Source organism: Streptomyces sp. NPDC035033 (assembly GCF_040636735.1).
GTDB lineage: Bacteria > Actinomycetota > Actinomycetes > Streptomycetales > Streptomycetaceae > Streptomyces.
This window is the reverse complement of the sequence record NZ_JBEZUZ010000021.1, coordinates 14,620-35,693: the sequence shown is the minus strand read 5'-3', so window position 1 is coordinate 35,693 and position 21,074 is coordinate 14,620. Positions and strand designations below refer to the sequence as shown.

The following is a 21,074-nucleotide window of genomic DNA, read 5'->3' as shown; positions in this document are numbered from 1 at the left end:
TGAAGACCGGAGGGAGAAGAGTCCGGAATCTGTCCGCTCTGCCCATCCTTGGGCACGCGGCCGAAACGGTTCGCTGACAAGGAGAGCTGACCGGTGGAACAACTGGACGAGCAGGCGCGTGCGGGGGCACGGGACGACGGGGCGGGAGGGATCCGTCCGGAGCTCCCGCGCCGGCGGGGCGACGGGACCGCGCACCGGACGCCCGGTGCGGCCGAGATCTACCTGGAGGTCCAGCGCAGCCCCGCCTTCCAGGAGGTACGGCGCCGCTACCGGCGGTTCGCCTTCCCCGCCACCCTCGCCTTCCTCCTCTGGTACCTCGCCTACGTCGTCGCCGCCACCGCCGCCCCCGGCCTGATGGCCCGCCCGGTGGCCGGCGCGGTCAACGTGGCGATGATCGCCGGCCTCGGCCAGTTCCTCACCACCTTCCTGCTCACCTGGGCCTACGCCCGGCACGCGCGGCTGCGCCGGGACCGGGCCGCGCTCGAACTGCGCTGGGACACCCAGGAGATGACGAGGGGGGCCGGACAGTGGTGACCGGAGACCACCAGACGCTCGCCCTGGTCCTCTTCAGCGTCTTCGTCGCCGTGACCCTCGCCATCACCACCTGGGTGAGCCGCGACCGGCACGGCTCGGCCGAGGAGTTCTACGCCGGCGGCCGGCTCTTCTCGCCGATGGAGAACGGATTCGCCATCGCCGGCGACTACATGTCGGCGGCCTCCTTCCTCGGCATCTCGGGCCTCATCGCGCTCTACGGCTACGACGGCATGCTCTACTCGGTCGGCTTCCTGGTCGCCTGGCTGGTGGTGCTGCTCCTCGTCGCCGAACTCGTCCGCAACTGCGGCCGCTTCACCCTCGCCGACGTCGTCGCCGCGCGGATGGCCGAACGGCCCGTACGGATCGCGGCCGGCACCTCCTCCGTCGCCGTCTCGGTGCTCTACCTGGTGGCCCAGATGGTCGGCGCCGGCAGTCTGGTGGCCCTCCTCCTCGGCGGCACCGGCGAGGCCGCGCGCACCTGGACGGTCGTCGGCGTCGGCGCGCTGATGGTGATCTACGTGACGCTCGGCGGGATGCGGGCCACCACCTGGATCCAGATCGTCAAGGCCGTGCTGCTGATGGCGGGCACCGTCGCCCTCACCGTCCTCGTCCTGGTCCGCTTCCACGGCGACGTGAACAGCCTGCTCACCACCGCCGCCGAGCGCAGCGGGCACGGCGACGCCTTCCTCGGCCCCGGGCTGCGCTACGGCGGCGACTGGACCGCCCGGCTCGACTTCATCAGCCTCGGCCTCGCCCTCGTCCTCGGCACCGCCGGACTGCCCCACATCCTGTCCCGCTTCTACACCGTGCCCACCGCGAAGGCCGCCCGCCGCTCCGTCGTCTGGTCCATCGGCCTCATCGGCGGCTTCTACCTGATGACGATCGTCCTCGGCTTCGGCGCCGCCGCCCTCATCGGCTCCGACGAGGTCCGCGCCTCCAGCGCCTCCGGGAACACGGCCGTGCCGCTGCTCGCGCTCGACCTCGGCGGAGGAGCGGACTCCACCGGCGGCACGGTGCTCTTCGCGGTCGTCGCCGCCGTCGCCTTCGCGACCATCCTCGCCGTCGTCGCCGGGATCACCCTGGCCTCCTCCGCCTCCGTCGCCCACGACCTGTACGCCTCGCTGCGCCGGCCCGGCGGGAAGCAGTACCGCGAGGTCACGGTGGCGCGGGTGTCCGCCGCCGTCATCGGCGCCGCCGCGATCGGCCTCGGGCTGCTCGCCCGCGACCTCAACGTGGCCTTCCTCGTCGGCCTCGCCTTCGCGGTGGCCGCCTCCGCCAACCTGCCGGTGCTGCTGTACTCGCTCTTCTGGCGCCGGTTCACCACCCGGGGCGCGGTCTGGTCCGTCTACGGCGGACTCGTCCCCGCCGTCCTCCTCGTGCTGCTCTCGCCGGTGGTCTCCGGCAGCCCCGAGGCGCTCTTCCCCGGCGTCGACTTCCACGTCTTCCCGCTGCAGAACCCCGGGGTGGTCTCCATCCCGCTCGGCTTCCTCGCCGGCTGGCTCGGCACGGTCACCTCGCCCGAACCGCCCGACGAGGCGCGGCACGCCGAGACCGAGGTCCGGGCGCTCACCGGGGCCGGGGCCGTCTGACGGCGCCGCGGGGCGTCAGGGCGAGGCGACCCAGGTGTAGCGGTGCTCGGGGCGGCCGGTCTCGCCGTACCGGAGGGAGAGCCGTACCCGCCCGGCCCGTTCGAGGAGCTTCAGATAGCGCTGGGCGGTCTGGCGGCTGACGCCCGCCCGCTCGGCGAGCTCCTGGGTGGCGAGCGGTCCGTCGGCGGCCAGCAGCACCCGGCGGACCAGCTCGGCCGTCGTCGGGGAGTGCCCCTTGGGCAGGTCGGGGGCGACGGTGCCCGCCGCCAGGGTCCCGAAGATCCGGTCGACCTCGGCCTGTTCCGCCTCGCCGCCGCCCTCCAGGGCGCGGCGCAGCGTCGCGTACGCCTCCAGCTTGGCGCGCAGCCCGGCGAAGTTGAACGGCTTCACCAGGTACTGGAGGGCGCCGTGCCGCATCGCCGCCCGGACGGTCGCCACGTCCCGGGCCGCGGTCACCATGATCACGTCGCACTCGTGGCCGCGGGCCCGCAGCTCGCGGATGGCGGCGAGGCCGTTCTCGTCGGGGAGGTAGTGGTCCAGGAGGACCAGGTCGACCGGTCGGCCGTCGAGGACGGTCAGCGCCTCGGCGGTCGAGTGGGCGGTGGCCGCGACCCGGAAGCCCGGCAGCTTGGCCACGTACGCGGCGTTCACCCGCGCCACGCGGACGTCGTCGTCGACGACGAGCACCTCGATCACCGGGACCCCTCCTCGGCGGCGCCGGCGTCCGCGGGCCGGCGCGGGGCCGGCGGGGTGGGCTCGGTCAGGGCGTCGGGCTCGGTCAGGGCGTCGGGAAGGACCACCGTGAACTCCGCCCCGCCGGCCGGGCCCGCCGCCACGCGCGCGGTGCCGCCGCGCCGTTCGGCGAGCCGCCGCACCAGCGCCAGGCCGAGACCGCGCTTGCCGTGGGAGGGCGGCTCCTTCGTCGTCCACCCCTCGGTGAAGATCAGCTCCCGGCGCTCCTCGGGGACGCCGGGCCCGCTGTCGGCGACCCGCAGCACCACCGTGCGGCCGTCGGCGCGCAGCGCGACCTCGGCGCGGGCGTCCGGGGAGCCGGCCGCCGCGTCCAGCGCGTTGTCGACGAGGTTGCCGACGACGGTGACCAGCTCGCGCGGGTCCACCAGCCGGTCGGGCAGCAGGGAGTCCGGGGCGATCCGCAGCGAGACGCCCCGCTCGGCGGCGACCGTCGCCTTGCCGACGAGCAGCGCCGCGAGCAGCGGGTCGTGGACCTTCTCGGTCACCTGCTCGGCGGTCGCCCGGTGCACCCCGACGACCTCGGTGACGAAGTCGGCCGCCTCCTCGTACAGCTCCAGCTCCAGGAGGCCGAGCAGGGTGTGCAGCCGGTTGGCGTGTTCGTGGTCCTGGGCGCGCAGGGCGTCGATCAGACCGCGGGTCGAGTCCAGCTCCCGGCCCAGCCGCTCCAGCTCGGTGCGGTCGCGCAGGGTCGCCACCGCGCCCCCGTCGTCGGTCGGCATCCGGTTGGCGATCAGCACCCGGTGGCCCTGGACGGTCACCAGGTCGGCGCCGCTCACCCGGCCGGTCAGCACGTCCGCGGTGCGGCCCGGGCCGAGGAGCGCGTCGAGCGGCCGTCCGGCGGCCTCGGGACCGAGGCCGAGCAGGCGCTGGGCCTCGTCGTTGAGGAGCCGTACGGAACCCTTCCGGTCCAGGGCCACCACGCCCTCGCGGATGCCGTGCAGCATCGCCTCGCGTTCGGCGAGCAGCGCCGAGATGTCGGAGAAGGCCAGGTCGCGGGTCTGCCGCTGGATCCGCCGGGAGATCAGGTACGCGGCCAGCGCGCCGGCCGCGAGCGCTCCGCCCGCGTACGCCAGGAGGCCGGGGATCGCGGAGAGGAGCCGGTCGCGGACGCTGTCGTACTCGATGCCGACGGAGACCGCTCCGACGATCCCGCCGTCGGCGTTCCGCAGCGGCGCCTTGCCGCGCGCCGAGCGGCCCAGGGTGCCGCTGTCGATCTCCATGACCTCGTGGCCGGCCAGGGCCTCGCTCGGGTCGGTGGAGACGGTCCGGCCGATCTGCGCGGGGTCGGTGTGCGACCAGCGCACCCCGCGCGTGTCCATGACGACCACGTACTCGGCGCCGGTCGCCGTCCGGATCCGCTCCGCCTCGCGCTGCACCGGTCCGGTCGCCGACGGCGGCCCGCCCGCCAGGTCCGCGGCCGTGCGGGGGGAGGCCATGGTCTCCGCGATCGCCAGGGCCCGCCGCATGGCCTGGTCGTCGAGCTGGGTGCTCAGCGGGGCCAGGAAGAGCCCGGTGGCCAGCACGGTCACGCCCGTGGCCACGGCCAGCTGCATCAGCAGCACCTGCGAGAACACCCGCCGCGGCCACCCCAGCCGGGGCCGCCGGCGCGCGGTGGGCGGCGCGGAGGGGTGCGGAGCGGTGCTGGTCATGCCGAAACGGTACGGGGGCGGCCCGCGCGACCGGAAATGCGGCCGGGGCGGGGCCGGGGCGAGCGCGGGCGCGGGGTGCCCGGGGCCGCCCACGCGCGTGGGGCCGGTCGGGGCGGGGCGGGCTGCCTATCCTGGTGCCGGTCCGGGCGGTGGGCGGTCCCGGGCGGGCGCCGTCGCCGGAACCCGCTTCCGCCCGCGTACCCCGCCCGCTCACCCCGTCCCCGTCCCCGTTCAGCGAAAGGCATGCTCCTTGAGTGCGCAGCAGATCCCCGTCGTCGTCCTCGCCGGGTTTCTCGGAGCCGGGAAGACCACCCTCCTCAACCATCTGCTGCGGGGTGCCCGGGGGACCCGGATCGGGGTCATGGTCAACGACTTCGGCGACATCGGGATCGACGCGATGACCGTCGCCGGGCAGGTGGGGTCCACGGTCTCCCTCGGAAACGGGTGCCTGTGCTGCGCGGTGGACGCGAGCGAGCTGGACGAGTACCTCGAGGTGCTGACCCGGCCCGAGCTGCGCCTGGACGTGATCGTGATCGAGGCCAGCGGCCTCGCCGAGCCGCAGGAGCTGGTCCGGATGGTGCTCGCCAGCGAGAACCGGCGGATCGTCTACGGCGGCCTCGTCGAGGTCGTCGACGCCGCCGAGTTCGGCGCCACCCGGGAGCGGCACCCCGAGACCGACCGCCACCTCGCCCTCGCCGACCTGGTCGTGGTCAACAAGGCCGACCGGGTGTCCGAGGAGGAGCTGCGGGCCGTCCGGGAGACCGTGGCCGGGCTCGCGGGGCGGGCCGCGGTGATCGAGACGGCGCACGGCCGGATCGACCCCGAGCTGCTCTTCGACCGGGTCGTCCCGGAGGGCGAGATCGTCGGCCAGATGTCGATCGAGGACGTCCTGTACGCCGACGAGGACGGCCACGCGCACGCGCACGCCGCCTACGACACCGTCTCCCTGGCCACGGTGGTGCCGCTGCACCCCCGGCGGCTGATGGCCTTCCTCGACTCGCGCCCGGAGGGGCTGTACCGCCTCAAGGGCTTCGTGGACTTCGGCGCCGCCGATCCCGAGCACCGCTATCTGGTGCACGCGGTCGGCCGCTTCCTGCGCTTCTACCCGGAGCCGTGGCCGGCCGGGGAGGAACGCCTCTCGCAGCTGGTCCTGATCGGCTCGGGCGTCGACGCAGCGGCCCTGCGCAAGGAGCTCGCCGCCTGCGAGGCGGACGGGCCCGGGGACGCCCCGGACGAGCACAGCATGTGGGGCGTCCTCCGGTACGTGCCGCAGGGCGACGAGCCGCCCGCAGAGGCGTAGGGCCCGCCTCAGGACCGCACGCCCGCGGGTGCCTGGCCGACCGCCGTCAGATAGGCGTCGAGGCTCGGTCCGGCGTGCTCGCCGGCCCAGCCGACGTACCCGTCCGGGCGGATCAGGAAGAGACCGGTGCCGTACGGCTCGCAGGCCGGGAGCCGGGCCGCGCGGACCGACTCCGGCAGGACCGCCGGCGGCTCGGCGCCGCCGACCGCGAGCAGGGTGAAGTGCGGGCCCCGGAAGAGGTCGAAGAGGCGCTCCCCGCCGCAGCGGCCGTCCGGGGCGCGGTCGCCCGCGCGCAGGGCGTCCCCGGGCGCCTCCGGGCGGGTGTCCACCGCGAGCGGCGAGTCCCGGTAGCCGAGGCCGAGCTGCCGGACCTCCGTGCCCCGCTGGCCGGCCTCGCCGTCGGCCGTCGCCCTGTGCAGGCGCGTGCTGAGCCCCAGGACGTCCGCCGCGACCGGGCGGCGCTCGGCCTCGTAGCTGTCGAGGAGCGCGGCGGGCGCCCCGTGGAGCAGGACCTGGGCGAGCTTCCAGCCGAGGTTGTACGCGTCCTGGACGCCGGTGTTGAGGCCCTGGCCGCCGGCGGGGGAGTGGACGTGGGCCGCGTCGCCCGCGAGGAAGACCCGGCCGTCCCGGAACCGGTCCGCCAGGGCCGCGCGGACGCGGTAGTCCGAGGCCCAGGGCACGTCCGTGACCTCCCCGGCCGCCAGCGGCGTCCGGGCGGCGAGGAGCGCGCGGACGCCCTCCGGGGTGGTGTCCACGGCGGCGGCCGCGTCCTCGAAGGTGGCGGCGAGCTGGAACAGGCCGTCACCGCCCGGCAGCGGGCAGAGCGCCACCCCGCCGTCCGGGGTCCGCCAGACGTGCCAGTGGTCCCGGTCGGTCACCGCCCCGGGGGCGATCCGCACGTCGGCGACGAGCATCGGGCGCGGGTCGACGGTCTCGCCGGTCATGCCGATGCCGAGGGCCCGGCGGACGGTGGACCGGCCGCCGTCGGCGCCGACCAGGAAGGCGGACCGGACGGTCTCCCCGGTGCTCAGCTCCGCCGACACGCCGTCCCCGTCCTGACGGAGCCCGGTGAGCCCGGCCCCGAACCGGACGCCGCCGCCGAGCTCCGTCAGACGGGCGTGCAGCAGCTCCTGGGTGCGGGACTGCGGGATCAGCAGGGTGTTCGCGTACGGCACCTGCTCGGTGGGCTCGGAGCGCTCGATCATCTCCCACTCGCCGCGCCGCTCGGCGCCCTCCCAGGCCAGCATGCGGGGGTACGGGCCGCCCGCCGCCAGCACTCCGGGGAGGACGCCGAGGTCGTCCAGGACCTCCTGGCTGCGGGGCTGGAGCCCCTTGCCGCGCGAGCCGGGGAAGAGCCCGCCGGCCCGCTCCAGGAGGAGAGCCCGGACGCCCCGGCGGGCGAGGTCGAGGGCGAGGACGAGGCCCGTCGGGCCCGCTCCGGTGATGACGACGTCGGTGTCCCTGTCCCTGGGCATGCGTGACCGCCTCCAGTCCTTAACGCTGTTAAATGCCGGTGGTCACAGCATCTCCTTAATGGCGTTAAGGAGTCAAGGGGATACCGTGACGGGGTGGCGACCAAGAAGACGACCAAGCTCGACCCCGGCCAGGTGGCGGAGACCGCCCTGCGGCTGCTGAACGAACGCGGCCTGGAGGGCCTCACGCTCCGCGCCATCGCCCAGGAGCTGCACGTCCAGGCCCCGGCCCTGTACTGGCACTTCAAGAACAAGCAGGCCCTGCTCGACGAGATGGCGACCGTCATGTACCGGCGCATGGCCGCCGATCCGGACGCCCGGGAGACCGAGGGGAAGAGCTGGCAGGAGCTGATGCTCGCCGCCAACCGCGGCCTGCGCGCCGGACTGCTGCGCTACCGCGACGGCGCCAAGGTCTACAGCGGCGCCCGGTTCACCGGCACCGACCACGCCCAGGACATGGAGCGCCAGCTCGGCGCCCTCGTCGACGCCGGGTTCTCGCTGCGCGAGGCGGTGCGGGCCAGCACCACCGCGTACATGTACACGCTCGGCTTCGTCACCGAGGAGCAGGGCACCGAGCCCCAGCCCGGGGAGCCCCGGGAGGGCTTCGACATCGAGGAACGGGCCCGGCGCCTCGCCGCGTACCCCCTCGCGGCGGCGGCCGGCGCGGAAATCTTCGCCGACTACGACGAACGCTTCGAGGAGGGGCTGCGGCTGATCGTCGCCGGGATCGAGACCGTGTACGCCCCCGGCGCCGCCCGCGCCTGACGGCACGCGCGCACGGGCGCGCACGGCGAAGCCCCCCGCTCCTGGCCGGAGCGGGGGGCTTCGCGTACGGGATCGCGTGCGGCCGGCTAGCTCGCCGGACCCGCCACCACGTCCACCGCCCGCGGCAGCGGGGCGCCCGAGCCGTCCCGGCGCGGGTCCGGCTCCGGCAGCTCCACCGGCGTGCCGTTCTTCTGCGCGGCACGGGCCGGCAGCGCGCCCGCCCAGGCCAGGAGCAGCACGTCCTCGCCCTTCAGGAAGCGCTGGCAGCGCACGCCGCCGGTCGCCCGGCCCTTGCGCGGGTACTGGTCGAAGGGGGTCAGCTTCGCCGAGGTGGCCGCGGCGCCGTCCAGGGTGCCCGACGAGCCCGCCACCGTGAACACGGCCGCGTCCGCCGCCGGGTCCACCGCCGTGAAGGACAGCACCTCGGCCCCGGCCGCCAGCTTGATGCCCGCCATGCCGCCCGCCGGGCGGCCCTGCGGCCGCACCTGGGAGGCCTGGTAGCGCAGCAGCTGGGCGTCGGAGGTGATGAAGACCAGGTCCTCCTCGCCCGTCCGCAGCTCGGTCGCGCCGACGATCCGGTCGCCCTCCTTGAGAGTGATGACCTCCAGCTCGTCCTTGTTCGCCGGATAGTCCGGAACCACGCGCTTGACCACGCCCTGGAGGGTGCCCAGCGCCAGGCCGGGGGAGGACTCGTCCAGGGTGGTCAGGCAGACCACCGTCTCGTCCGCCTCCAGGGAGAGGAACTCGCTCAGCGGCGCCCCGCCCGCCAGGTTCGGCGCGGCCGCCGTGTCGGGCAGCTGCGGCAGGTCGATGACGGCGAGCCGCAGCAGCCGGCCCGCCGAGGTCACCGCGCCCACGTCGCCGCGCTGGGTGGCCGCTACCGACGAGACGATCACGTCGTGCTTGGTCCGCTTGGCGTCCGGATCGGCCGGCGGCAGCTCCGCCGAGACCGTACGGGCCAGCAGACCGGTCGAGGAGAGCAGCACCCGGCACGGATCGTCCGCGACCTCCAGCGGGACGGCGGCGACCGGCGCGCCGGCCGACTCCAGGAGGACCGTGCGCCGGTCGGTGGCGAACTTCTTCGCCACCGCGGCCAGCTCGGCCGACACCAGCTTGCGCAGCTCCGCGTCGGACTCCAGGATCCCGGTCAGCTCGTCGATCTCGCCGGTCAGCCGGTCCCGCTCGGTCTCCAGCTCCAGGCGGTCGAACTTGGTGAGCCGGCGCAGCGGGGTGTCCAGGATGTACTGGGTCTGGATCTCGCTCAGCGAGAAGCGCTCCATCAGGCGCTCCTTGGCCTGCGCGGAGTTCTCGCTCTCCCGGATGAGCCGGATGACCTCGTCGATGTCGAGGAGGGCGACGAGCAGGCCCTCGACCAGGTGGAGCCGGTCGCGCTTCTTGCCGCGGCGGAACTCGGAGCGGCGGCGGACCACCTCGAAGCGGTGGTCGAGGTAGACCTCCAGGAGCTCCTTGAGGCCGAGGGTGAGCGGCTGGCCGTCCACCAGGGCCACGTTGTTGATGCCGAAGGACTCCTCCATCGGCGTCAGCTTGTAGAGCTGCTCCAGGACGGCCTCGGGCACGAAGCCGTTCTTGATCTCGATGACCAGGCGGAGCCCGTGGGCCCGGTCGGTGAGGTCCTTGACGTCGGCGATGCCCTGGAGCTTCTTCGAACCGACCAGGTCCTTGATCTTGGAGATGACCTTCTCGGGGCCGACCGTGAAGGGCAGCTCGGTGACGACGATGCCCTTGCGGCGGGCCGTCACCGTCTCCACCGAGGTGGTGGCGCGGATCTTGAAGGTGCCGCGGCCCGACTCGTACGCGTCCCGGATGCCGTTCAGGCCGACGATCCGGCCGCCGGTCGGCAGGTCGGGGCCCGGGACGAAGCGCATCAGCGCGTCCAGGTCCGCGTTCGGGTACCGGATCAGGTGGCGGGCGGCGGCGATCACCTCGCCGAGGTTGTGCGGCGGCATGTTGGTCGCCATGCCGACCGCGATGCCCGAGGCGCCGTTCACCAGCAGGTTCGGGTACGCGGCGGGGAGCGCGACCGGCTCCTGCTCCTGGCCGTCGTAGTTGGGCGCGAAGTCGACCGTGTCCTCGTCGATGGACTCGGTCATCAGCAGGGCGGCCGGGGCCATCCGCGACTCGGTGTACCGCATGGCGGCCGGCGGGTCGTCGTTGCCGAGCGAGCCGAAGTTGCCGTGGCCGTCGACCAGCGGCACGCGCATGGAGAACGGCTGCGCCATGCGGACCATGGCGTCGTAGATGGAGGCGTCGCCGTGCGGGTGCAGCTTGCCCATCACCTCGCCGACCACGCGGGCGCACTTGACGAACCCGCGGTCCGGGCGCAGGCCCATCTCGTTCATCTGGTAGACGATGCGCCGCTGGACCGGCTTCATGCCGTCGCGGGCGTCGGGCAGCGCGCGCGAGTAGATCACCGAATAGGCGTACTCGAGGAAGGAGCCCTGCATCTCGTCGACGACGTCGATGTCGAGGATCCTCTCCTCGTACGCGTCGTCCGGCGGCGGTGTCTTCGTGCTGCGGCGGGCCATCGCGGCTGCGGCTCCTTCTCCGACAAAGCTTGATCTGACGCGGACCATTGTGGACCGTGCCACCGACAACGCGGACCGCGACCCGGACGAGGGACATCGGAGGACTCCGGGAACTTCGCCAGGTGTCGGCGCGCTTGCATACAGTGGCAGGACTTTTCACGATCGCGATCGAAGGGACGTACATGCCCATGGGTCACACGGCCACGGCCGAGGCCGGCTCCGGCGGCCTGACAGCGACCGAGCACCGGCTGGCGAACGGCCTGCGGGTGGTCCTCTCCGAGGACCACCTGACCCCGGTCGCCGCGGTCTGCCTCTGGTACGACGTCGGCTCGCGCCACGAGGTCGAGGGCCGCACGGGCCTCGCCCACCTCTTCGAGCACCTGATGTTCCAGGGCTCGAAGCAGGTGCACGGCAACGGCCACTTCGAACTCGTGCAGGGCGCGGGCGGCTCGCTCAACGGCACGACCAGCTTCGAGCGCACCAACTACTTCGAGACCATGCCCGCCCACCAGCTGGAGCTCGCCCTCTGGCTGGAGGCCGACCGGATGGGCTCGCTGCTCACCGCCCTCGACGACGAGTCGATGGAGAACCAGCGCGACGTCGTGAAGAACGAGCGCCGCCAGCGGTACGACAACGTGCCGTACGGCACCGCCTTCGAGCGGCTCACCGCGCTCGCGTACCCCGAGGGCCACCCGTACCACCACACCCCCATCGGCTCGATGGCGGACCTGGACGCGGCCACCCTGGAGGACGCGCGTCAGTTCTTCCGGACCTACTACGCGCCCAACAACGCGGTCCTCTCCGTCGTCGGCGACATCGACCCGGAGCAGACCCTCGCCTGGATCGAGAAGTACTTCGGCTCCATCCCCGGCCACGACGGCAAGCCCGCGCCCCGCGACGGCTCGCTGCCGGACGTCATCGGCGGGCAGCTGCGCGAGGTCGTCGTCGAGGACGTCCCGGCCCGCGCCCTGATGGCCGCCTACCGGCTGCCGGAGGACGGCACGCGCGCGTGCGACGCCGCCGACCTCGCCCTCACCGTGCTCGGCGGCGGCGAGTCCTCCCGCCTGCACAACCGGCTGGTCCGCCGCGACCGCACCGCCGTCGCCGCCGGCTTCGGCCTGCTCCGGCTCGCCGGCGCCCCCTCGCTCGGCTGGCTGGACGTCAAGACCTCCGGCGGCGTCGAGGTCCCCGCCATCGAGGCGGCCGTCGACGAGGAGCTGGCCCGCTTCGCCGCCGAGGGCCCGACCGCGGAGGAGATGGAGCGCGCCCAGGCCCAGCTGGAGCGCGAATGGCTCGACCGGCTGGGCACGGTGGCCGGCCGCGCCGACGAACTGTGCCGCTTCGCCGTCCTGTTCGGCGACCCGCAGCTCGCCCTGACCGCCGTCGACCGCGTCCTCGCGATCACCGCCGACGAGGTCCGCGAGGTGGCCGCCGCCCGGCTGCGCCCCGACAACCGCGCGGTGCTGGTGTACGAGCCGGTGGAGACCGAAGACAGCGCCGAGGGCGACGACGAAGAGGGAGCGGACCAGTGACCGACGCCGCCGTGTCTCTGACCAGCATGGAGTTCCACCCGCGGCCGCAGGCCGGCGCGGCCAGGCCGTGGGCCTTCCCGGCCCCCGAGCGCGGCGCGCTCGACAACGGGCTGACCGTGCTGCGCTGCCACCGTCCCGGCCAGCAGGTCGTCGCCGTCGAGATCTTCGTCGACGCCCCGCTGGACGCCGAGCCCGAGGGCCTGGACGGCGTCGCCACCATCATGGCGCGCGCCCTCTCCGAGGGGACCACCGAACGCGGCGCCGAGGAGTTCGCGGCCGAGCTGGAGCGCTGCGGCGCCACCCTCGACGCGCACGCCGACCACCCCGGCGTCCGGGTCTCCCTGGAGGTCCCGGTCTCCCGGCTCCCCAAGGCGCTCGGCCTCGTCGCCGAGGCCCTGATCTCCCCGGCCTTCGACGCCGACGAGGTCAAGCGCCTGGTGGCCAACCGGCTGGACGAGATCCCGCACGAGGCCGCCAACCCGAGCCGCCGCGCCGCCAAGCAGCTCTACAAGGAGCTCTTCCCGGCCACCGCCCGCATCTCCCGGCCGCGCCAGGGCACCAAGGAGACCGTGGAGGCCATCGACGCCGACGCCGTCCGCGCCTTCTACGACGCCCACGTGCGGCCCGCCGCCACCACCGCGGTCGTCGTCGGCGACCTCACCGGCGTCGACCTGGACGAGGTCCTCGCCGAGACGCTCGGCGGCTGGACCGGCAAGCCCGCCGCTCCGCGCCCGATGGAGCCGATCACCGGCGACGACACCGGCCGGGTCGTCATCGTCGACCGCCCCGGCGCCGTCCAGACCCAGCTGCTCATCGGCCGGGTCGGCCCGGACCGGCACGACGCGGTCTGGGCCGCGCAGGTCCTCGGCACCTACTGCCTCGGCGGCACCCTGACGTCCCGTCTGGACGCCGTCCTGCGCGAGGAGAAGGGGTACACGTACGGCGTGCGCGCCTTCGGCCAGGTGCTGCGCTCGGACGGCGAGGGGCACGGCGCCTCGCTGCTCGCCATCAGCGGCTCGGTCGACACCCCCAACACCGGTCCGGCCCTGGACGACCTGTGGAAGGTGCTCCGCACCCTCGCCGAGGGCGGTCTGACCGACGCCGAGCGGGACGTCGCCGTGCAGAACCTGGTGGGCGTGGCCCCGCTCAAGTACGAGACGGCCGCCTCGGTCGCCGGGACCCTCGCCGACCAGGTCGAGCAGCACCTCCCGGACGACTACCAGGCGCGGCTGTACGCGCGGCTCGCCGAGACCGGCACGGTCGAGGCCACGGCCGCCGTCGTCAGCGCCTTCCCGGTGGACCGGCTCGTCACCGTCCTGGTGGGCGACGCGTCGCAGATCGAGGAGCCCGTGCGGGCCCTCGGCATCGGCGAGGTGACCGTGGTGAGCTGACCCGGAGTCAGCCCGGGCGGAGGTCTCCAGCGTGAAGAAACGCCGGAGACCTCCGCTTTGTCCGTTATCGAGTCAACGGTGATCATATGCCTTGTGGCATGTCTTACAAATCGGCGCGTCTGTTTGGCGATTGACATCCGTCCGGCCTAGCGTCGTCCCGGCTGTCCGGCCGACGCACGCGCCGCACCCGCGGCACCGGACAGTCATCGCCGAGTCCCCGTCAGGCGCGAGCCCGGGGAGCCGGGGACCCACCCAGTCCCTGGGGTGAATCGGACGCCTTCGCCACGCGGAGGGGCCCGTAGGAGACCTTCCTGCTCCGAACCCGTCAGCTAACCCGGTAGGCGAGAAGGAAGGAAAGGAACAGCCTTGGCGTTCACCCGTGCCACCGGGAAGCATCGTGGTGCGAGCCGTCTGGCTCGCCGCGGCGCCGGCATCGCCGGCGTGGCCGCCCTCGCCACCACCGGCGTCGTCGGCACCCTCGCCTCCCCGGCGCTCGCCGCCGACACGGACGACCGTTCCGCCGAGGACACCGGCCTCACCCAGGTGATCGCCGACGAGTCCATCGCCGACCAGATCAGCGCCCAGGTCGCCGCCCAGGAGCAGGAGGTCGCCGAGGCCGAGGCCCGGGCCAAGGCGCGCGCCGAGGCGAAGCGCAAGGCCGAGGCCCGCGCCCAGGAGATCCGCGAGGAGAAGGAGCGCGCCGCCCGCGAGGCCGAGCGCCGCCGGCTCGCCTCCTTCAACCTCCCGGTCGCCGGCTCGTACGTCTCCACCGGCTACCAGACCGGCGGCTCGCTCTGGTCCTCCGGCAGCCACTCCGGCGTCGACTTCCACGCCGCCTACGGCAGCTCGGTCGTCTCCGTCGGCTCCGGCACCGTCGTCGAGGCCGGCTGGGGCGGCGCGTACGGCAACAACATCGTGATCCGGATGAACGACGGCACCTACACCCAGTACGGCCACCTGTCGTCCATCGGCGTCTACGTCGGCCAGACCGTCGAGCCCGGCCAGCAGATAGGCGTCTCCGGCTCGACCGGCAACTCGACCGGCCCGCACCTCCACTTCGAGGCCCGGACCACCGCCGAGTACGGCTCCGACATCAACCCCGTCGCGTACCTCCGCGCCCGAGGCGTCAGCCTCTGACCCGCCGCCTCTGACCCGCTGCGCGTCCCCTTCGCGCCGAAAGGCCCCGGCTCCTGGCGAGCCGGGGCCTTTTCGCTGCCCTGTACCGGCCGAATTCCGTGGGGGCTTCGGAATTTCCGGTGTGCTGCAATGGAGTCGCTTGACAGGCGTCGCTAGAGTCACTGAAAAGGCGTCGCTCGAATTCGGTGCGCGCGGATCGGAAGCGGAGGTCGGAAGATGCGGGTTCCCGCGCAGTCGGTATGCACGGCGATTCGGGACGACATCGTCTCGGGGGTCTTCGCGCCCGGCAGCCGGCTGACCGAGGAGCAGCTGGCGCGCCGCTACGGCGTCTCCCGCGTCCCCGTCCGCGAGGCCCTGCGCACCCTGGAGTCGGAGGGCTTCGTCGTCAGCCGGCGGCATGCCGGCGCCCAGGTCGCCGAGCCCACCGACCAGGAGGCCGCCGACCTCCTCGACGTACGGTCGCTGCTGGAGCCGCTCGGGGCCGCGCGGGCCGCCCAGCGGCGGACCGAGGCGCACCTCAAGGTGCTGCGCGGCCTGGTCAGGCTGGGGCAGGAGCGGGCCAGGCAGGGGCAGGGCGAGGACCTGCGGGCGCTCGGCGGCTGGTTCCACGAGACGCTCGCGCAGGCGTCCGGCAGCCCGGCCCTGACCGCCCTGCTCACCCAGCTGCGGCACAAGATCGCCTGGATGTACGTGGTCGACCGGCCGGAGCGGCCCGTCGAGGCGTGGGCCGAGCACGGGGCGATCGTGGACGCCCTCGCGCGCGGGGACGCCGAGCGGGCCCGCGCGCTGACCGCGCTCCACGTGGAGCACGCCCTCCCGCTGCACCGGCTGAAACGGCTGGAGCGGGGGCGTGTGAGGGTTTCGCAACATGCCGTCAACACGGCGAGCGTCCGGAATTAACACGGGCGCCGTATAAAAAGAGCGGCTATTCCAGAGCCTTTTCCGTGCTGCCCGGAAAAGGGGAATTCAAGGTCCGGAAGCGGTGGATGGCCGGGGTCCCGGAAATGCCGGACGGCCGTGTCCGCCGGGAATTTCCGGGAACACGGCCGTCCGGGAGAGCCGGGGACGACCCGCTGGGTCAGACCGTCTCGGGGAGCTCCTCGAGACCCTCGGCGACCAGCTTGGCGAGGCGGTCCAGCGCGGCCTCGGAGCCCTCGGCGTCCGAGGCGAGCACGATCTCCTCGCCGCCCTGCGCGCCCAGACCGAGCACCGCGAGCATCGACGCGGCGTTCACCGGGTTGCCGTCGGCCTTGGCGATGGTCACCGGGACACCGGAGGCCGTGGCGGCACGGACGAAGATGGAGGCGGGGCGGGCGTGCAGGCCCTCGGCCCAGCCGACGTTGACGCGGCGCTCAGCCATGGTGTTGCCCTTCAGGTCTTCAGCGGGTTGTCTAGACCAGTCTCTCACGGGATGCGGCGTGCTCGTGCCGACCTTCGTCCCGCACCCGTGCGACGTCCGGCCCTCCCCACCTTGCACGGGGCGGGAAGGGCGCGCGAGCCGTGTGCCGCCGAGGAGGGGGCGCGCGGACGGTGCCGGTGTCGCACCCCCGCCGTAGGCTGTGCCCCATGCGGAGCGCGTCGGAACAGACGGACGGACCGGGCGACGGGACGGGCGGGCCGGGCGGGCCGGGCGGGGCGGGGGAGCGCCCGGCCCCGGAGGAGCACGCCTACCCCGACCACTGGGAGGCCGACATCGTGCTCCGGGACGGCGGCACCGCGCGCGTCCGCCCCATCACCGCCGACGACGCCGACCGGCTCGTCAGCTTCTACGAGCAGGTCTCGGACGAGTCGAAGTACTACCGCTTCTTCGCCCCCTACCCCCGGCTCTCCGCCAAGGACGTCCACCGCTTCACCCACCACGACTTCGTCGACCGGGTCGGCCTGGCCGCCACCGTCGGCGGCGAGTTCATCGCGACCGTCCGCTACGACCGCATCGACGACCGGGGCCGCCCCGCCTCCGCCCCCGCCGACGAGGCCGAGGTCGCCTTCCTCGTCCAGGACGCCCACCAGGGCCGCGGCGTCGCCTCCGCCCTCCTCGAACACATCGCGGCCGTCGCCCGCGAGCGCGGCATCCGCCGCTTCGCCGCCGAGGTGCTCCCCGCCAACACCAAGATGATCAAGGTGTTCACGGACGCCGGCTACACCCAGAAGCGCAGCTTCGAGGACGGCTCCGTCCGGCTCCACCTCGACCTGGAGCCGACCGACCGCTCCCTCGCCGTCCAGCGCGGCCGGGAGCAGCGCGCCGAGGCCCGCTCCGTGCAGCGCCTCCTCGCCCCCCGCTCGGTCGCCGTCGTCGGCGCCGGCCGCGCCCCCGGCGGCGTCGGCCGGACGGTGCTGCGGAACCTGCTGGGGGCCGGTTTCACCGGAGAGGCGTACGCCGTCAACCCCGCGCTCGGCGCCACGGCCGACCTCGACGGCGTGCCCGCCTTCCCCTCCGTCGCCGCCATCGGCGCCCCCGTCGACCTCGCGGTCGTCGCCGTCCCCGCCGAGCGGGTCCCCGAGGTCGTCGCCGACTGCGGCGAGCACGGGGTGCGCGGCCTCGTCGTCCTCTCCGCCGGATACGCCGAGAGCGGCCCCGAGGGCCGCGAGCGGCAGCGGGCGCTGGTCCGGCAGGCCCGCTCGTACGGGATGCGGATCATCGGCCCCAACGCCTTCGGCATCATCAACACCGCCGACGACGTCCGGCTCAACGCCTCCCTCGCCCCCGAGATGCCCGCCTCCGGCCGCATCGGCCTCTTCACCCAGTCCGGCGCCATCGGCATCGCCCTCCTCGCCGGGCTGCACCGGCGCGGCGCCGGCCTCTCCTCCTTCATCTCCGCCGGCAACCGCGCGGACGTCTCCGGCAACGACTTCCTCCAGCACTGGTACGACGACCCCGCGACCGACGTCGTCCTCCTCTACCTGGAGTCGATCGGCAACCCGCGCAAGTTCACCCGGCTCGCCCGCCGCACCGCCGCCGTCAAACCGGTCGTCGTCGTCAAGGGCGCCCGCCACAGCGGCAGCGCCCCGCCCGGCCACCGGGTCCCCGTCACCCGCGTCCCGCACGCCACCGTCTCCGCGCTGTTGCGCCAGGCCGGCGTCATCCGCGTCGACACCGTCACCGAGCTCGTCGACGCCGGCGTCCTGCTCGCGGGCCAGCCGCTGCCCGCCGGGCCGCGCGTCGCGATCCTCGGCAACTCCGAGTCCCTCGGCCTCCTCGCGTACGACGCCTGCCTCACCGAGGGGATGCGCCCGCAGCGGCCCCTCGACCTGACGACCGCCGCCACCCCCGCCGACTTCCGGGACGCGCTCGCCGCCGCGCTCGCCGACGACTCCTGCGACGCGGTGGTCGTCACCGCCATCCCCTGGGTGGGCGTCGAGGGCACCACCGAGGTGCTGGCCGCCTCGCTCCGCGAGGCCGTCGCCGGCAGCGGCGCGGCGGGCGCCGCCAAGCCGGTCGTGGTCGTGCACGTCGAGATGGGCGGCCTGGCCGAGGCCCTGTCCGCCGCCACCAGCACCCGCCCCCCGAGCACCCGCACCCGCCGCCCGGCCGCCGCGCCCCAGGACCCCCGGCCCCCGGCCGCCGGTCCCGCCGAGCCCGGTGCCCCCGCCGACCCCGGCGCGACCGCCGAGGCCGACGCCCCCGACGCCCCCGGCGCCGGTCCCGCCCCCGCGCGGAACATCCCCGCCTACCCGGCCGCCGAGCGCGCCGTGCGGGCGCTCGCCGCGGCCGTGCGGTACGGGCAGTGGCGGCGGCAGGCCGCCGAGCCGGGACGGGTGCCCGAGTACGACTCCATCGACGAGGCCGGCGCCGCCGCCCTCATCGACCGGGTGCTCGGCGAGCGGGGCGCCGGCCAGGAGTCCCGCGGCGTCACCCTCACCGCCGACGAGGCCGGCGAGCTGCTCGGCCGGTACGGCATCGCCGTCCGCCCCGCCCTGCCCGCGCCCGGCCCCGACGAGGCCGCCGCGGCCGCCGCCCGGCTCGGCTACCCGGTGGCGCTCAAGACCACCGCCCCGCACCTGCGCCACCGCCCCGACCTCGGCGGCGTCCGGCTCGACCTGGCGACCGAGGAGCAGCTGCGCACCGCCTACGCCGAGCTGACCGAGGCCCTCGGCAAGCCCGAGGAGCTCCAGCCGGTCGTCCAGGCGATGGCCCCCCGGGGCGTGGACACCGTGGTCCGCGCCGCGATCGACCCCGCCGTCGGCGCCGTGCTCTCCTTCGGCCTCGCCGGCGCCGCCTCCGAACTGCTCGGCGACACCGCCCACCGGCTGGTCCCGGCCACCGACCGGGACGCCGCCGAACTGGTCCGCTCCATCCGCACCGCCCCGCTGCTCTTCGGCTGGCGCGGCTCCGCCCCCGTCGACACCCCCGCCCTGGAGGAACTGCTGCTCCGGGTCTCCCGGCTGGTCGACGACCACCCCGAGATCGTCTCCGTCGTCCTCGAACCGGCCGTGGTCGCCCCCGGCGGCGTCTCCGTCCTCGGCGCCGCGGTCCGGCTCGCCCCGCCCGCGCCCACCACCGACCTCGGCCCGCGCCGCCTGCCAAGCTACTGAAGGGTCGGAGGGTGCCCGCAGCCCCGTAGGATGGAGTCCATGGCGAAGACCGGTACGACGACCCAGGGGCTGCGCGCGGCGATCGAGCGCAGCGGCTACTACCCGGCACTCGTGGCCGAGGCGGTGGAGGCCGCCGTCGGCGGCGAGGACGTCGCGTCGTACGTGGTGCACCAGGAGACCACCTTCGACGCCAACGAGGTCCGGCGCCACGTCACCGTCCTCGTGCTGACCCCGAGCCGCTTCATCGTCAGCCACACCGACGAGCAGGCGGCCGACAACAGCTCCCCGAGCCCGTACGCCACCACCTCCACCGAGTCCGTGAAGCTCGACCGGATCTCGTCGGTCGTGGTCAGCCGGGTCGTCGCCAACCCCGAGTCGTACACCCCGGGCTCGGTGCCCCGCGAGGTCGTCCTCACCATCGGCTGGGGCGCCGTCTCCCGGATCGACCTGGAGCCCGCCGCCTGCGGCGACCCGAACTGCGACGCCGACCACGGCTACACCGGGAACGCCACGGCGGACGACCTCAGCCTGCGCGTCAGCGAGGCCGGCGACGGCCCCGACACCGTCCGGCAGACCCTCACCTTCGCCCAGGCCCTCTCCGAGGCCACCGCGGCCACCGCCCCGACGGCCGGCCGCTGATGGCGCAGCCGACCTCCGTCTCCCACGGCTGGCCGGACGAGCCGGTCCCGCTCGCCCCGGAGACCGCCCCGGTGCCCGAGTACGGCTCCGGCTCCCTCGGCGACCTGCTGCCGACCCTCGTCGCCGGACAGGGCGTGCCCGGCTTCGAGGCCCGGATCGCCGAGCTGACCCCGGCCGACCGCGTCTGCGTCTTCCTCGTCGACGGCCTCGGCTGGGAGCAGATCCTGGCCCACCCGGACGAGGCCCCGTACCTGACCTCGCTCCTCGGCACCTCGCGCGGCGGCACCGGCCGGCCGCTCACCGCCGGCTTCCCCGCCACCACCGCGACCTCGCTCGCCTCCGTCGGCACCGGCCGGCAGCCCGGCGCCCACGGCCTCGGCGGCTACACCGTCCGCAACCCCGAGACCGGCGAGCTGATGAACCAGCTCAAGTGGCGGCCGTGGACCGCGCCGAAGGCCTGGCAGCCGTACCCGACCGTCTTCCAGCAGGCCCACGAGGCCGGGATCCACACCGCCCAGGTGACCTCCCCGATCTTCGAGCAGACCCCGCTCACCCAGATCGCGCTGAGCGGCGGAACGTTTCACGGACGCCTCTCCGGCGAGGAGCGGATGGACCTCGCCGCGGAGCAGCTGGCCGCCGGCGACCGGTCGCTGGTCTACACGTACTACAGCGAGCTCGACGGCGCCGGGCACCGCTTCGGCCTCGACTCCGACGCCTGGCGCGGCCAGCTCATGCTCGTCGACCGGCTGGTCCAGCGGCTCGCCGAGCAGCTGCCCGCCCGCTCGGCGCTGTACGTCACCGCCGACCACGGCATGGTCGACGTCCCCTTCGACGAGGAGCACCGCATCGACGTCGACGAGGACTGGGAGCTGCGCGCCGGCGTCGCCCTCCTCGGCGGCGAGGGCCGGGCCCGGCACGTCTACGCCGTCCCCGGCGCCGAGGCCGACGTCCTCACCTGCTGGCGCGAGGTCCTCGGCGAGCAGTTCTGGGTGGCGGGCCGCGACGAGGCCATCGCCCTCGGCTGGTTCGGCGACACGGTCGACGAGCGGGTGTACGGCCGGATCGGCGACGTCGTCGCCGCCGCCCACGAGGACGCGGCCCTCGTCGCCTCCGTCGGCGAGCCGCTGGAGACCCGGATGGCCGGCATGCACGGGTCGATGACCCCCGCCGAGCAGCACGTGCCGCTCCTCGAAGTCCGTCCCTGACGCTCCGCGCCCGCCCCGTACCCGTACCC

At 74.5% G+C, this 21,074-nt stretch carries 16 protein-coding genes and 1 riboswitch; of the genes, 11 read left to right on the top strand and 5 right to left on the bottom strand.

The features are described 5' to 3' along the window. Nucleotides 1-150: 150 nt before the first annotated feature. Together AB0E83_RS11710 and AB0E83_RS11705 are read left to right on the top strand one after the other, a co-directional pair. A complete protein-coding gene (locus AB0E83_RS11710; RefSeq protein WP_362109228.1) occupies nt 151-534 on the top strand; it encodes a DUF485 domain-containing protein in 384 nt (127 codons plus the stop codon). Further along, nucleotides 531-2,123 carry a cation acetate symporter gene (locus AB0E83_RS11705; RefSeq protein WP_362109155.1) on the top strand — a complete coding sequence of 531 codons (1,593 nt, stop codon included), beginning with the start codon at nt 531-533 and terminating at the stop codon, nt 2,121-2,123. The genes AB0E83_RS11710 and AB0E83_RS11705 overlap by 4 nt, the downstream gene beginning before the upstream one ends. A gap of 15 nt (nt 2,124-2,138) precedes the next feature. Here the strand turns inward: AB0E83_RS11705 and AB0E83_RS11700 are convergent, their stop codons facing one another. Then, on the bottom strand, nt 2,139-2,819 hold the full coding sequence (locus AB0E83_RS11700; RefSeq protein WP_362109153.1) for a response regulator: 681 nt from the start codon (nt 2,817-2,819) through the stop codon (nt 2,139-2,141). Beyond that, nucleotides 2,816-4,525 carry a sensor histidine kinase gene (locus AB0E83_RS11695; protein ID WP_362109151.1) on the bottom strand — a complete coding sequence of 570 codons (1,710 nt, stop codon included), beginning with the start codon at nt 4,523-4,525 and terminating at the stop codon, nt 2,816-2,818. The genes AB0E83_RS11700 and AB0E83_RS11695 overlap by 4 nt, the downstream gene beginning before the upstream one ends. Nucleotides 4,526-4,775: 250 nt before the next feature. Between AB0E83_RS11695 and AB0E83_RS11690 the strand changes: the two genes are divergently transcribed. Next, the gene (locus tag AB0E83_RS11690) at nt 4,776-5,825 is read left to right on the top strand and encodes a GTP-binding protein (RefSeq protein ID WP_362109149.1); all 1,050 of its coding nucleotides are present in this window, start codon (nt 4,776-4,778) and stop codon (nt 5,823-5,825) included. A gap of 8 nt (nt 5,826-5,833) precedes the next feature. Here AB0E83_RS11690 and AB0E83_RS11685 read toward each other — a convergent pair whose 3' ends face one another. After that, the gene (locus AB0E83_RS11685) at nt 5,834-7,300 is read right to left on the bottom strand and encodes an FAD-dependent monooxygenase (protein WP_362109147.1); all 1,467 of its coding nucleotides are present in this window, start codon (nt 7,298-7,300) and stop codon (nt 5,834-5,836) included. Nucleotides 7,301-7,393: 93 nt separating this feature from the next. Between AB0E83_RS11685 and AB0E83_RS11680 the strand changes: the two genes are divergently transcribed. Then, nucleotides 7,394-8,062: a TetR/AcrR family transcriptional regulator C-terminal domain-containing protein gene (locus AB0E83_RS11680; protein WP_362109145.1), complete on the top strand. Its 669-nt coding sequence runs from the start codon at nt 7,394-7,396 to the stop codon at nt 8,060-8,062. Nucleotides 8,063-8,148: 86 nt separating this feature from the next. On the opposite strand, the gene AB0E83_RS11675 is transcribed toward AB0E83_RS11680, so the two are convergent. Next, nucleotides 8,149-10,608: a DNA topoisomerase IV subunit A gene (locus AB0E83_RS11675; RefSeq protein ID WP_362109143.1), complete on the bottom strand. Its 2,460-nt coding sequence runs from the start codon at nt 10,606-10,608 to the stop codon at nt 8,149-8,151. 182 nt (nt 10,609-10,790) lie between these two features. Between AB0E83_RS11675 and AB0E83_RS11670 the strand changes: the two genes are divergently transcribed. The 4 genes from AB0E83_RS11670 (at nt 10,791) to AB0E83_RS11655 (ending at nt 15,568) form a co-directional block, all read left to right on the top strand. Beyond that, nucleotides 10,791-12,140, top strand: coding sequence for a pitrilysin family protein (locus AB0E83_RS11670; protein WP_362109141.1), 1,350 nt, complete (start codon nt 10,791-10,793; stop codon nt 12,138-12,140). Nucleotides 12,141-12,166: 26 nt separating this feature from the next. Then, on the top strand, nt 12,167-13,531 hold the full coding sequence (locus AB0E83_RS11665) for a pitrilysin family protein (RefSeq protein WP_362109226.1): 1,365 nt from the start codon (nt 12,167-12,169) through the stop codon (nt 13,529-13,531). 197 nt (nt 13,532-13,728) lie between these two features. Continuing rightward, nucleotides 13,729-13,889, top strand: a riboswitch (cyclic di-AMP (ydaO/yuaA leader). Nucleotides 13,890-13,897: 8 nt separating this feature from the next. Then, the gene (locus tag AB0E83_RS11660) at nt 13,898-14,668 is read left to right on the top strand and encodes a M23 family metallopeptidase (RefSeq protein ID WP_362109139.1); all 771 of its coding nucleotides are present in this window, start codon (nt 13,898-13,900) and stop codon (nt 14,666-14,668) included. Nucleotides 14,669-14,884: 216 nt separating this feature from the next. Continuing rightward, complete coding sequence (locus AB0E83_RS11655) at nt 14,885-15,568, top strand: GntR family transcriptional regulator (protein ID WP_362109137.1); 684 nt, start codon at nt 14,885-14,887, stop codon at nt 15,566-15,568. A gap of 178 nt (nt 15,569-15,746) precedes the next feature. Here the strand turns inward: AB0E83_RS11655 and AB0E83_RS11650 are convergent, their stop codons facing one another. Next, on the bottom strand, nt 15,747-16,028 hold the full coding sequence (locus AB0E83_RS11650) for an HPr family phosphocarrier protein (RefSeq protein WP_362109135.1): 282 nt from the start codon (nt 16,026-16,028) through the stop codon (nt 15,747-15,749). A gap of 206 nt (nt 16,029-16,234) precedes the next feature. On the opposite strand from AB0E83_RS11650, the gene AB0E83_RS11645 reads away from it, so the two are divergent. From AB0E83_RS11645 to AB0E83_RS11635, 3 genes are read left to right on the top strand one after another with little or no spacing between them, the layout of a single operon-like run. Then, nucleotides 16,235-19,201, top strand: a complete 2,967-nt coding sequence (locus AB0E83_RS11645) for a GNAT family N-acetyltransferase (RefSeq protein ID WP_362109133.1) — start codon at nt 16,235-16,237, stop codon at nt 19,199-19,201. A 39-nt stretch (nt 19,202-19,240) separates the two neighbouring features. After that, a complete protein-coding gene (locus AB0E83_RS11640; RefSeq protein WP_362109131.1) occupies nt 19,241-19,840 on the top strand; it encodes a DUF5998 family protein in 600 nt (199 codons plus the stop codon). Beyond that, entirely contained in the window at nt 19,840-21,045 is a 1,206-nt protein-coding gene (locus AB0E83_RS11635; protein WP_362109130.1) for a nucleotide pyrophosphatase/phosphodiesterase family protein, read from the top strand. Before AB0E83_RS11640 ends, AB0E83_RS11635 begins: the two co-directional genes overlap by 1 nt. Nucleotides 21,046-21,074: the final 29 nt, after the last annotated feature.

Excerpts from the sequence above, each read along its gene's own strand:
- AB0E83_RS11670 (WP_362109141.1), top strand. The coding sequence starts at position 10,791 with ATGCCCATGGGTCACACGGCCACGGCCGAGGCCGGCTCCGGCGGCCTG.
- AB0E83_RS11685 (WP_362109147.1), bottom strand. The coding sequence starts at position 7,300 with ATGCCCAGGGACAGGGACACCGACGTCGTCATCACCGGAGCGGGCCCG.
- AB0E83_RS11650 (WP_362109135.1), bottom strand. The coding sequence starts at position 16,028 with ATGGCTGAGCGCCGCGTCAACGTCGGCTGGGCCGAGGGCCTGCACGCC.
- AB0E83_RS11655 (WP_362109137.1), top strand. The coding sequence starts at position 14,885 with ATGCGGGTTCCCGCGCAGTCGGTATGCACGGCGATTCGGGACGACATC.
- AB0E83_RS11640 (WP_362109131.1), top strand. The coding sequence starts at position 19,241 with ATGGCGAAGACCGGTACGACGACCCAGGGGCTGCGCGCGGCGATCGAG.
- AB0E83_RS11645 (WP_362109133.1), top strand. The coding sequence starts at position 16,235 with ATGCGGAGCGCGTCGGAACAGACGGACGGACCGGGCGACGGGACGGGC.
- AB0E83_RS11695 (WP_362109151.1), bottom strand. The coding sequence starts at position 4,525 with ATGACCAGCACCGCTCCGCACCCCTCCGCGCCGCCCACCGCGCGCCGG.
- AB0E83_RS11675 (WP_362109143.1), bottom strand. The coding sequence starts at position 10,608 with ATGGCCCGCCGCAGCACGAAGACACCGCCGCCGGACGACGCGTACGAG.
- AB0E83_RS11665 (WP_362109226.1), top strand. The coding sequence starts at position 12,167 with ATGGAGTTCCACCCGCGGCCGCAGGCCGGCGCGGCCAGGCCGTGGGCC.
- AB0E83_RS11635 (WP_362109130.1), top strand. The coding sequence starts at position 19,840 with ATGGCGCAGCCGACCTCCGTCTCCCACGGCTGGCCGGACGAGCCGGTC.